This is a genomic window from Streptomyces sp. NPDC018031, from assembly GCF_044327625.1.
Classification (GTDB): Bacteria; Actinomycetota; Actinomycetes; order Streptomycetales; family Streptomycetaceae; genus Streptomyces.
On record NZ_JBIRFT010000010.1, the window covers coordinates 40,580 to 53,278 of the forward strand.

2 protein-coding genes are annotated in these 12,699 nt (G+C 73.7%); both read right to left on the reverse strand.

All coding sequences use genetic code 11. The annotated features are described in order from the left end of the window. Nucleotides 1–1,701, reverse strand: a complete 1,701-nt coding sequence (locus tag ACH4B3_RS21990; RefSeq protein WP_398465108.1) for an ABC transporter ATP-binding protein — start codon at nt 1,699–1,701, stop codon at nt 1–3. Next, nucleotides 1,688–12,658: an amino acid adenylation domain-containing protein gene (locus ACH4B3_RS21995; RefSeq protein ID WP_398465110.1), complete on the reverse strand. Its 10,971-nt coding sequence runs from the start codon at nt 12,656–12,658 to the stop codon at nt 1,688–1,690. The genes ACH4B3_RS21990 and ACH4B3_RS21995 overlap by 14 nt, the downstream gene beginning before the upstream one ends. Between the last annotated feature and the right edge of the window lie 41 nt (nt 12,659–12,699).

Below are 12,699 nucleotides of genomic sequence, written 5' to 3' on the forward strand. Positions count from 1 at the left end.
TCACCGGGCCACCGCGCGGCAGTAGGCCTCGTCGGTGGCGAGGAGGTTCCGGTGGGTGTCCTCGGCGGTGATGACGCCGTCGTCCAGGACGAGGACCCGGTCGGCGGCGTCCAGCAGGGCCGGGCTGCTGGTGATGACGAGGGTGGTGCGGCCCCGGCGCAGCGCCGCGACGTTGCGCGCGATGAGCTGCTCGGTGACCGCGTCGACCGCGGTGGTCGGGTCGTGGAGGACCAGGACCTCGGTGTCGGCGGCCAGCGCGCGGGCCAGCGACAGCCGTTGGCGCTGCCCTCCGGAGAGGTTCGCGCCGCGGTCCCGGACGCCGTAGTCCAGTCCCTCCCGGTGCAAAGCGACGACATCGGTGAGCATGGACGCCTCGACGGCCTCGGGGACCGTCCGGCTGGTACCCGAGGGGTCGATGTTCGTGCGGAGGGTCCCGGCGAAGATCTCCCCGTCGTAGGGGTTCACCAGCATGTGCTCGCGGACCGCCTCGACCGACAGGTCCGCGAGCTCCTGCCCGCTGATCCGCACCACCCCGTCGTAGTCCTCCGGCGGGACGTTCACGGCCAGGACCGACGCGAGGTCGGCCGCCGCGCGCGCCTGGTAGGCGGCGATCGCCACGAACTCGCCGGCGGACACCTGGAACTTCAGCTTGCGCAGGGAGCCGTGCCGGACGCAGTCGACCTCCAGGTCGCCGCCCGGGGCCGGGCGTTCCGGCCCCGGGGTGGTCACCGGCGGTGCGGCCAGCACCAGCGCCATCCGCTCGGCGGAGGCGCGGGCGATCATCACGTACTTCGGCATCTCCGAGAACAGTTTCAGCGGTTCCATGATGAACTGCGCCAGTCCCACCGCCATGACCAGTTCCCCGATGGTGATCTGGTCGTCGAACGCCAGCCAGCCCGCCGTCAGGGTCACGGCGGCGGCGAGGATCGCGTTGAGCGCGAGCGCGGCGCCCGTGTAGGCGCCGTTCACCCGGGCGACGGTGATCGCCTGCTGCTTCGCCTCGGTGCTGACCTTCCGGTAGGACCCGAAAGCCGCGTGGTTGCCGCCGAAACCGTGCAGCGGGCGCAGACCGGTGATCAGGTCGGCGACCTTCGCGCCGGCCCGCGCCACCCGGGCCTGCTGTTCGCGGGTGCCGGCGCCGATCCGTTTGGACAGCACGCTCAGGATCGACAGGATCGCGACGGTGCCCACGATCACCAGCAGGCCGAGCCGGACGTCGGCCAGGCCCAGCGCGACCGCCGCGACCACCACCGCGACCAGCGAGCTGATCAGCAGCGGCACCACCTCGATGATGTCGGCGGTCTGGTCGGCGTCCTCGGTGGCGATGGTCAGCACCTCGCCGGACTTCAGGTCGGTGTCCCTGGCCACCGGCTGGAGTCCGCAGGCCGCCACCCGCACCCGCCAGCGGTGCGCCTCGGTGGTGTTGGCCTTCTGCAGGATGCGCATCCCGAACCGCCACGACAGCGAGACGGTCGTGATGATCACGGCGAGCGCGCCGATCGACAGGGCGAGCGCGCCGAGGCTCCGGTCCCGCATCGTGTGCTCCACGATCAGGCCCAGCGCGATGGGGAAGGCGGTCTCACCCGCCTGGTACATGCCCATGAGGACGGTGCCCCAGGTCATGGCGCCGACGTTGCGGCGCAGTGCGGTCCTCAGGATGTCGGACCCCGGGCGGGGCCGCTGCGTGTCAGGAGTTGTCATCGAGGTGGCGGGCAATCGCTTCCGGGGTTCGCAGGGTGAACAGGTCACGGATGGTGATCACCGGACCGTACTCGCGGCGGAGCAGTCCGATGAGCCGTACCGCCAGCATGGAGTGTCCTCCGAGGGACACGAAGTCGCTCACCGCGCTCACCTCGTCGTCGTCCAGGTCCAGTGCTTCGGCGAAGAACTCGCAGACCACGGTCTCGGTCCCGGTCTCCGGCCCTCGCTCTCCCGCCGTGGTCAGCGCGCCGAGCGGCCTGGCCTCCGGCAACGCCTTCGTGTCAGCCTTCCCGTTCACCGTGAGCGGGATGCCGTCGACCTGGGCGTAGTGCGTCGGCCGCAGGAAGTCCGGCAGTCCGGCCCCCACCTCGGCGGCGACCGCCGCGAGGTCGGAGCCGTCCAGCACGAGGTAGGCGGCCAGCCGGTAGGCCCCGTCGACCTGCGGGTCGGGCTGGGCGACCGCGGCGGCGAACCGCACCGCCGGGTGCGCCGCGAACGCCGCCTCGACCTCGCCCGGTTCCACCCGGTGTCCGCGGATCTTGACCTGCTGGTCGGTGCGGCCCAGGTACATCAGGTTCCCGTCGGGCCGCCGGAGGACCAGGTCACCGGTGCGGTACATGCGCTCGCCGGGGGCGCCGAACGGGCAGGCGACGAACCGGTGCGCGGTCTGGCCGGGCTGGCCGAGGTAGCCGCGCGCGATGCCGATGCCCGACACGTACAGCTCTCCGGGGACTCCGTCCGGCAGCGGGCGCAGCCATGGGTCCAGCACGTACACGTCGGTGTTGTCGATCGCCACGCCCACCACCGGGTCCTGGCATTCGAAGGTGCCGACGCCGAGGGTGTTGATGGTGTACTCGGTGGGACCGTACAGGTTGTAGCCGACCGTCCCCTCGGTCTCGGCGAGCCGCTGCCACAGCGTCGGGGTGACGGCCTCACCGCCCAGCAGGACCAGCGCCGGCCGCCGGTCCGGGTCGTCCAGCAGACCCTCGGCGACCAGTTGCTGCGCGTAGGTCGGTGTCACGTTGACGACGTCGATCCCGTGCTCCAGGCAGTACTCGGTCAAGCGGGGCGCGTCGCGGCGCAGTTCCTCGTCGCAGATGTGCACCTCGTGTCCGTCGGCGAGCCACAGCAGCTCCTCCCACGACATGTCGAACGCGAACGACACGGTGTGCGCGATCCGGAAGACCCGGTGGCCGTGCTCGGCCAGCACCGGTTCGAAGATCCGGCGCTGGTGGTTGATCAGCATGTTGGTGAGTCCGGCGTACTCGGTCACCACGCCCTTGGGCTTCCCGGTCGAGCCGGAGGTGTAGATGGTGTACGCGGGGTGCCGCAGGCGGTCCGGGTCGTCCGGCGCGAACGTCCGGTACGGCTCGGCCTCGGGCAGCGGGCGGTCCAGCTCGATCAGGTCGCCGGTGAGGGCGGTCAGCCGGGGCGACACCGCGCTCACGGTGAGGGTGACCTCCGGGCGGGCGTCCGCGACGATCGCGGCGATCCGCTCGTCCGGGTGGTCCAGCTCCAACGGTACGTAGGCGGCGCCGACGCGCAGCACCGCGAACAGCGCCACGATGGAGTCCGGCGAGCGCGGTATCGCGAGGCCCACCGTGGTCTCGGGGCCGATGCCGCGCGCGGCGAGCACTCCCGCCACCGCGCGGCTGCGGTCGCGGAGTTCGGCGAACGTCATGGTCGCTCCGTGGGCGACCAGGGCCGTCCGCCGCGGGTCGCGGTCGGCCGCCTGGTCGAACCGGTCGACGACGGTGTCCGTGCCGATGCCGGTGCGCTCGGCGGGCTCGGGCGTTCGTCCGAGGCCGGGCAGCGCGCCGACCGGACCGGTCCGGCGGGCCAGGTCGTCGAGGACGCGCAGGTAGTCGTCGAGGAGCCGGCGGGCGTTGCCGGTGTCGTCGTCGCGGTACTCCAGCTTGACCGTGAGCCGGTCGCCGGGCGTCACCACCCAGGTGAACGGGTAGTGGGTGGAGTCGTCGGCGCGCACCGAGGTGATGCCGTGCCGGGCGTTCATCTCGGCGAACGCGTCCAGGTCCAGGAAGTTCTGGAGCACGAACAGGTTGTCGAACAGGGTGTCGTGCCCGCTGGCCCGCTGGATCTCGCCGAGCCCCAGGTGCTCGTGCTCCATCGCCTCGACCCGGGCCGCCTGTACCGCGGCGAGGTAGTCGCGGACGGTGTCGTCCGGCCGGGCCCGCGTCCACATGGGCACGGTGTTGAGCAGCACGCCGACGATGCCGGACCGGTCCTCGCCGTCGCGGCCGGAGACGGTCACGCCGAACACGGCGTCGCCGCGGCCGGTGTGCGCGCCGAGCAGCAGCCCGAACGCGCCGGTGAGGACCGAGTTCAGGGTGACGCCGTGCGCCTTGGCCGCGTCCCGCAGCAGGTCCGACTGCTCGGCGGTGAGTGTGTGCACGAGGGCGCGCGGCAGGTCGTCGGTGAGGGCCGGTGCCGGTCCGGCGAGCAGCGTGGGGCCGGTCAGGCCGGCCAGGTGATCCGCCCAGAAGCGTTCCGCCCCGGCGGGGTCCTGGGCCGCGAGCGCCCGGGCGTGGTCCTCGAAGCTCGGCGTCGCCGGGGCCGGGTCGAGCGGTTCGCCCGCGAGGACGGCCTCGTAGGCCTCGAACAGGTCCCGCAGCACGATCTCGCGGGACCAGCCGTCCCACAGCAGCAGGTGATAGCTGAGCAGCAGACCGTCCCGGCCGCCGGGCAGGCGGACCGCGGTCAGCCGGATCAGCGGCGGCTCGCCGGGGTCGAAGCCGGTGTCCCGGTCGCGGGCCCGCAGGGCGTCCACGTCCGCTTCCGCCGTGAGTTCGACGGTGCGGACGGCGACCCGCCGGCCCGCCTTGAGCACCTGGACCGGGTTGCCGTCGTCGTCGGTGGCGAAACCCGCACCGACCACCGGGTGCCGCGCGATCACGTGGGCCATCGCCTCGGCCAGCGCGTCGGTGTCCAGGCGCCGGTCGAAGGTGAACCAGCTCTGCGCGACGTAGTGTCCGGCCGGGCCCGCCAGCTGGGCCTGGAAGAACAGGCCGCGCTGGAGCGGGGTGACCGGTGCCGTGCGCTCGGCCGTCGCGGCGGCGTCCGCGACGGCTTCCAGCGCGCTTCGCCAGTGCTCGGTGATCTCGTCGGGGATGCCGTCGGCGAGGGTGAAGGCGGCGTGCAGGCTGCCGGTGGCCGCGTCGGTCCACGCGTTGACCTCGACGGCGTACGGGCTGCCCGGGTCGCCGCCGGTGATGTGCGGGACCTGCGACTCGTCGCCCCGGCCGAGGTAGTTGAAGAGCACCTGCGGCCGGGCGGTCAGCAGCGGGGCGGTCTGCGGGTCGAGGTACCGCAGCCGGCCGTAGGCGGCGTGCGCCCGCTCGTCCGGCTGGCGTTCGGCGACCTCCCGTGCCGCCGCGACGGGGTCGGTGTGCGCCGTGAGCCGGACCGGCGCGATGGCCGTGAACCAGCCGACGGTGCGCGTGTAGTCGTGGTGTTCCCGGGCCGGGATCCGGCCGTGCCGCTCCAGTTCGATCGCGAGGTCGGTGGGGGCGGGCTGGATCCGTGTCAGTGCGCAGCGCAGCGCACCGCACAGCAGCTCGGTGAGGCCCACGCCGAGCGTGGCGGGCGCGGTACGCGTCAGGCGGTCGCTCGCCTCGGGCGGCAGGACGACGGTGGTCTCCCGCCGCCCCGCGACGGCGGGCCGCCCCGCGGTCCCGGGCAGCAGCGCGGGCGCCTGGAGGGTGGTGATCCAGTGCCCGAGGTCGCCGACCGCCTCGGCGGACCGGCACGCCAGGGCCTCGGCGTACTCGGCGTAGGACGTGGTCGGCGGCGGCAGGGCGTCCCCGCGCATGGCGGTGGCCAGGTCGTCGAGCAGGACCAGCCAGGACACCGAGTCGACGGCGAGGTGGTGCGCTGTGACCACCAGGGTGCGGCTCGCCTCCAGCCATGAGAACGCGATGACGTCCCCGGCCTCGGGGTCGAGCCGTCCGGCGGCCTCGTTCGCCGCGGCCGTCGCGTCGGCGGCCGCCGTCGTCTCGACGGTGACCTCGCCGGCGGGTCGGGTGCGCAGGGTCCAGACGCCGTGCTCGACCCGCAGCCGCAGCCGGAGCGCCGGGTGCGCGGCCACGACGGCGTTCGCGGCCCGGCGGGCGTCGGCGAGCCCGCTGCCCTCGGCCGCGGTCACCGTCCTGGCCTGGGCGAACCGGTGGAGGGAGCCGCCCAGTTCCCGCTGGCGCAGGATGATCGGGGTGGGCGGCAGCGGGCCGTCCTCGCGGTGCGCCGGTGCCGGGGCGGGGGCCTGCGCGGGGCGCGCCGCCAGGTGTTCGGCGAGCGCGCGCGGTGTCCGGAACAGGAACACGTCCCGGGGTGCGATGGGCAGGCCGAGCGCCCTGGCCCGGTTGATCACGGTGATGGCGACGATGCTGTCGCCGCCGGCCCGGAAGAAGTCGGTGTCCCCGTCCACCGCGGAGCCGGGCAGCGTCCCGGCGAAGATGCCGACCAGCGCGGCGAGCGCGGACCCGGTCGCGGCCGGCGGGGTGCCGCCGGGTGCCGCCGGGATGCCCTGCTGGGCGGCCCGCTCGGTCAGGGCCTTCCGGTCCAGCTTGCCGTTGACCGTCAGCGGCAGCGCGTCGACCGGCAGCACCCGGCCGGGCACCATGTGCCCGGGCAGCTTCGCGGAGAGCAGGCCGGGGAGGTCGGCGGGCACCCGGCCGACCAGGTGCGCGACCAGGTGGTCGCCGCTGTCCGCGACGGTGACCGCCGCGTCGACCACGCCGTCGACGTCCCGGATCGCGGACTCCACCTCACCGAGTTCGATGCGGAAGCCCTTGAGCTGCACCTGGTCGTCGGCGCGTCCGATGAACCGCAGCTCGCCGTCGAGCGTGCGGCGGGCGAGGTCGCCGGTGTGGTACATACGGGAGCCGTCGCCCGCGAACGGGTCGGCCACGAACCGGCCCGCGGTGAGTCCGGGCCTGCCCAGGTAGCCGAGTGACACCTGGTCGCCGGCGACGTAGATGGCGCCGACCCGGCCCGGCGGCACCGGCCGCAGCCGGTCGTCGAGCAGATAGGTGACCAGGCCGGGGATCGGACCGCCGATGGGGCTGGCGTCGGTGCCGCGGGCGAAGTCCTCCTCGGTCAGCACCCGGTGGGTGACGTGGACGGTGGTCTCGGTGATGCCGTACATGTTGACCAGCTCGGGCGAGCCGGTGCCGTGCCGCTCGACCCAGCCGCGCAGCCGCCCCAGGTCCAGCGCTTCGCCGCCGAAGACGATCCGGCGCAGCGCGGGGAGCGGTTCGTCCGCGTGCCGGTCGGCCTCGATGAACTGGTAGAACGCCGACGGGGTCTGGTTGAGCACGGTCACTCCGCGTTCGCGGACCAGCCGGTGGAAGTCGACCGGGGAGCGGGTCAGCGCGTACTCCGGCACCAGCAGCTCGCCGCCGTGCGCCAGCGCTCCCCACAGCTCCCAGACCGCGAAGTCGAAGGAGTAGGAGTGGAACTGCACCCACACGTCGTGCGGGCCGAAGGCCATGGCGGGGCCGGTGTTCCCGAGCAGGGCCAGCACGCTCGCGTGCGGCACGACGACGCCCTTGGGCCTGCCGGTCGATCCGGAGGTGTAGATCACGTACGCGGGGTCCTGCGGGCCGGGTCCGGCGCCGGACCCGGTGGTGGCCGGCGGCTGCTCCTCCCCCTGGACGAGGACCCGGGCCGGCACGCCCGCCCGGGCCAGCAGGCCGGTGAAGCGGTCCCGTTCCCCGGGGGCGACGAGCACGACCTGCGGAGCGGCGTCGGCGAGGACGTACTCCAGCCGTTCGTCCGGGTACGCCAGGTCCAGCGGCACGTACGCGCCGCCCGCGGAGACGACCGCGACCAGGGCGACGATCTGCTCGACGGAGCGCGGCACGGCCACCGCGACCCGCCGGCCCGGCCCGACTCCGGCCGCGCGCAGCGACGCGGCCAGCGCGTTCTTCGCGGCCGCCAGTTCGCCGTAGGTCAGCGACCGGGCGGCTCCGTCGAGGCCGCACTGGGTGACGGCGGTGGCGGCCGGGTCCCGGCCCGCGGCGGCGTCGAACATCTCGCCCAGGGTCCCCGGGGTGCCGCCGGCCCCGGCCGGGCCGGCCGCGGGGACCCCGCGGGGCGCGGGGCGCCGGGTGCCGCCGGCTGCCAGGTCGTCGACGAGTGCGTCCGGCCGGGCGAGCAGGTCCGTCAGAACCCGGGTGAAGGTGCGCAGGATCGTCCGGGCGCCCGCCTCCCGCAGCAGCTCGCCGTCGTAGACCAGGTTGAAGCGGGGACGGCCGTCGAGTGCGCGTTCCACCACCAGCGTCAGCGGGTAGTGCGGGGCCCCTTCGTTCACGATCCCGGTGATGGCGAGCGTGTCGCCGGGCCGGCGCAGAGCCGCCACGTCGGTCGCGACGTCGAACACCACCAGGGTGTCGAACAGCGGGCCGGCGCCCGCCTGCCGGCCGATCCGCGCCAGCGAGACGTGCTGGTGCGGCAGCACCGCGCTCTGGTGCTCGCGCACCGAGGCGAGCAGGTCGCGGGCGGTGGTGGATCCGGTCCACCGGGCGCGCACCGGGACGGTGTTGATGAACAGCCCCACCATGTCCTCGATGCCGGGCACGTCGGCGTCGCGCCCGGACACCGTGGACCCGAACACCACGTCGGCGCCGTGCAGGATGCCGCCCAGCGTCACCGCCCAGGCGCTGTGCACGGCCACGCTCAGTGGCACGCCGGCCGACCGTGCCGCCGCGTCGACGTCCCGCCCCGGTTCCACGGCGGTGTCGGCGAACCGGTCGGAGGGGGTGTGTCCCTCGGCGACCAGCGAGGGGCCGGGCAGCCCGGCGAGCTGGTCGCGCCACACCCGGTCGCTCTCGTCGTCGTCCCGGGCGGCGAGCCGGCGCACGTAGTCGGGGAAGCCGCCGACCGGGTAGGTGCTGCCCGGCGTGTGGTACTCGGCCAGCAGCGCGCGCAGCATCGGCGGCACCGACCAGCCGTCGGCGATGATGTGGTGCACGGTCTGCACCAGGACGTTCCGGCCGGAACCCGCGCGGATGAGGGTGTAGCGCATCAGCGGGCCGGTGGCGAGGTCGAACCCGGCGCGGCGGTCCCGCTCGGCGTGGTCGCGGATCTCGGCGTCGGTGATGCCGGGGCGGTCCAGTGTGGTGAAGGGCGCCTCGACCCCGTTCTCCAGCACCGAGACCACCCGTCCGTCGGCGAGAGCCGTGAACCGGGCGGCCAGGTTCGGGTACAGCGTGAGCAGCCGGGTGGCCGCGGTCGCGAGCCGCTCGGCGTCCACCGCTCCGTCCAGCGTCAGCAGCTGCTGCTCGACGTAGGCGCCCGCGGAGTCGTCGTCGAAGACCGAGTGGAAGTACAGGCCCTCCTGGAGCGGGGTCAGCGGCAGGATGTCCCGCAGCGCCGGGCCGTCCAGGGTGTCGACGTCGGCCTGGGTGAGGGCGACCAGGTCGAAGTCGCTGGGCGAGTGGCCGCCCCGGTCGAGCGCGGCGAGTCCGGCCAGGGCCTCCCGGTAGTACTCGGCGAGGGTGGCGATGTCCTGGTCGGTGAACACCCCGTCAGGCCAGGAGATGGTGGTGACCAGTTCGTACTCGCCGGTCGGGGCGGGTTCGGCGATCGCGTTGAACTCCAGGGGGCGCGGCAGGCGCATCCTCGGGTCGCGCTTCTCGCCCAGCTGGCCCGTGGTGCCGGCGAGCTGCCAGTCGCCGGCGGCGCCGGCGTCGAAGCGGCCCAGGTAGTTGAAGAGCACCTGCGGTGCGGGGGCGTCGAACGTGGCGTCGCGCAGGTAGCGCAGGGCGCCGTAGGAGACGCCGTTGCCGGGTACCCGGGCGAGGTCTTCCTTGACCGCCTTGAGCGCGGCGGCCAGGTACCCGGGTGCGGTGGGGTCGGCCGCGGCGCCGGGGTCGACGGTCACCGGGAACAGGGTGGTGAACCACCCCACGGTCCGGCTCAGTTCCGGTTCGAAGCCCGCGGCGTCCGCCACGAACCGCCCTTCGCGGCCATGGCCTTCGAGTTCGATGTGGGCGAACGTCTGGTCCTGCCCGAGGTCCCGGCGCCACCGGGCGAGGGTGACGGCGAGGGCGGTCAGCAGCACGTCGTTGACGCGCGCGTGGAACTTCGCGGGTATCTCGCCGAGGAGCGCCGCGGTGATCCCGGGGCCGACGGTGAGGGTGCGCACCCGCTCCCGGGCCACGGTGTCGGCCGGGAGCAGCGCGCGCCTGCCCAGCGGCCCGTCCGTGCCCGGCAGGTCTCGCTGGTAGTAGGCGCGGTCCGCGTCGAACGCCGTGCTCTGCAGCAGCTGGGTCCAGCGCCGGAACGAGGTGCCCACCGGCGGCAGTTCGATCGTCGCGCCCGAGGTGATCTGCCGCCATGCCGTGGCCAGGTCCTCCATCAGGACCCGCCAGGACACGCCGTCGACCACCACATGGTGGGCCACCAGGACCAGCTGCCGTTCCGCGCGGCGCCAGACGGCGCGCAGCATCGCGCCGTTGTCCGGGTCCAGCGCGCCGGTGGCGAGCGCGACGCACTCCTCGACCGGCCGGTCGTCGGCCTGCCACACCGCGGCGGCCGGGCCCGTCGGCGGGATGTCGAAGCTCCAGCGGTCACCACGCACCAGCCTGGCGCGCAGCATGTCGTGCCGTTCGACGACCGCGGCGAGGATCGCGTCGAGCGCCTCGGCGGTCAGGTCCGCTGGGGTGTTCAGCACCACCGACTGCACGAAGCCGTCGACGGCGTCCGTGGTCTCACCGAGCCACTGCACGATGGGCGATCCGGCGACCGGTCCGGTCGGCACGTCGCCGTGGTCCACGGCCGACACCTCTTCGCGGCTCGCCACCGCGGCCAGTGCCCCCACCACGCTGTGGGTGAAGATCTGCCGGACCGTGACGAAGAGGCCCGCGTCGCGCAGCGCGCTCAGCAGGGAGATCGACAGGATGCTGTCTCCGCCGAGCTGGAAGAAGTCCTGGTCGACGCCGACCTCGTCGAGCCGCAGCACCGCGGCGACCGCCGCGCACACCAGGCGCTCGTTCTCGGTGGTGGGCGGGGCGGAGGTGCCCGCCCGGAGCTCGGGTTCCGGCAGAGCGCGCCGGTCGAGCTTGCCGTTCGCGGTGAGCGGGAACTCCGGCAGCACGACGATGTGGGCGGGCACCATGTACTCGACCATGTGCTCGGCGGCCCAGGACCTGACCTGGTCCGCCCGCAGGTCCTCGTGCCCGGCGGCCGGGATCACGTATCCCACGAGGTAGGTGCCGCCGGCCGTGTTCTTCTTCGCGACGACGCAGCTGTGCCGTACGGCGGGGTGTTCGGCGAGGCCGGCCTCGACGTCCTCGATCTCCAGCCGCATGCCGCGGATCTTGATCTGGTTGTCGGCCCGGCCGAGGAAGTCCAGTGATCCGTCCGGGGTGTACCGGGCGAGGTCACCGGTCCGGTAGAGCCGGGAGCCGTCCGCGGCGAACGGGTCCGCGACGAACCGGGACGCGGTCAGGCCGGGCGCGCCCACGTACCCGCGGCCCAGCAGGAACCCGCCCACGTACAGCTCGCCGCCGACTCCCACCGGGACCGGCCGCAGCTCGTCGTCGAGTACATACAGCCGGGTGTTGGGGTTGGCCCTGCCGATCGAGGTCGACAGGCGTTCCGCGGCGCCCCGGTAGACGACGTGCGAGACGCCGATCGTCGTCTCGGCCGGGCCGTAGCCGTGGTACATGGGGATGTCGAGTCGGGTGCGGAAGCGCTCGTAGAGTTCCGGGGTGAGCACCTCGCCGCCGCACCACACGTGCCGCAGGCTGTCCAGGCGGTCCGAGTCGCCGGCCATCTCCAGCAGCACGTCCAGCATGGACGACACCAGGTAGGTGAAGGTGACGCGCTGCTCGGCGATCACGCCGAGCAGGTGGTGCGGGTCGCGTTCGCCGCCGGGCCGCAGGACCACCAGTCTGCCGCCGCACACCAGCGGCAGGAAGATCTCGTTGATGGAGATGTCGAAGGACAGCGGTGCCTTGAACAGTGACGCGTCGTCGGTGCCGAATCCGAGGATCTCGTTCACCTGCCACAGCAGGCGCTCGCTGATGGCCTCGTGCCGGATCATCGCGCCCTTGGGCCGCCCGGTCGATCCGGAGGTGAAGATCACGTAGGCCAGTGCGGCGCCGAGGACGGTGACATCGGTCCCGCCGGCCGGGTGGCCGCCGTACCGCCAGGCGTCGAGGTCGACGGCCGCGGCTTCCGGTTCGCCGGGGGCGTGCTCGCCGGAGCCGTTGAGTTGCAGGACGACCCGGGCGTCCTCGATGACGACGGCTCGGCGCTGGGCGGGCCACTGCGGGTCGAGCGGCACGAAGGCGCACCCGGCCTGGAGCACACCGAGCAGGCCGATGACCATCTCGGCGGAGCGGTCCAGCGAGATGCCGACGACCTGCTCGGGGGTGAGTCGGCGGGCGAGCAGGTGGTGGGCCAGCTGGCTGGAAAGCTCGGCCGCCTCACGGTAGGTCAGCGACCGTCGTTCGTCGACGATGGCGACCGCGTCCGGCCTGGCCCGCGCCTGTTCGCGGAACATCTCCACGACGGTCGGGCGGAGCCGGTCGGCCGCGGTGTCGTTCCACTCGGCCAGGGCGCCGAGCCTCGCCGCCACGCTGGACGGGCCGATGGTGCCGAGGGGCCGGTCGGGGAAGTCGGCCAGGTCCTCCAGCGCGAGCTGCGCGTCCGCGAGCACGACGCCCTCCGGGACGGCGATGCCGTGGCCGTCCTCCGTGACCCCCCAGCCGTCCGGTCCGGCACCGCCGTTGTCGACCCATCCGAGTACCTCGGCGAAGAGCGTGCCGGGGGTGAGGTCGATGCCGTCGGGGCTCCGGCCCGTCGCCCAGTACGACAGCCCGATGGCGCAGGCTCGGGCGATGGTCCGGTCGGAACGGTCACCGGTCCGCCGGCGCACTTCGGCCAGGCGCGCGGGAGAAAGCAGTACGAGACGAGCGCTCGGTTCCATCATCGAAGACTCAGCGTCCCTTCCAAGATCCGAAAGTTAGCCTA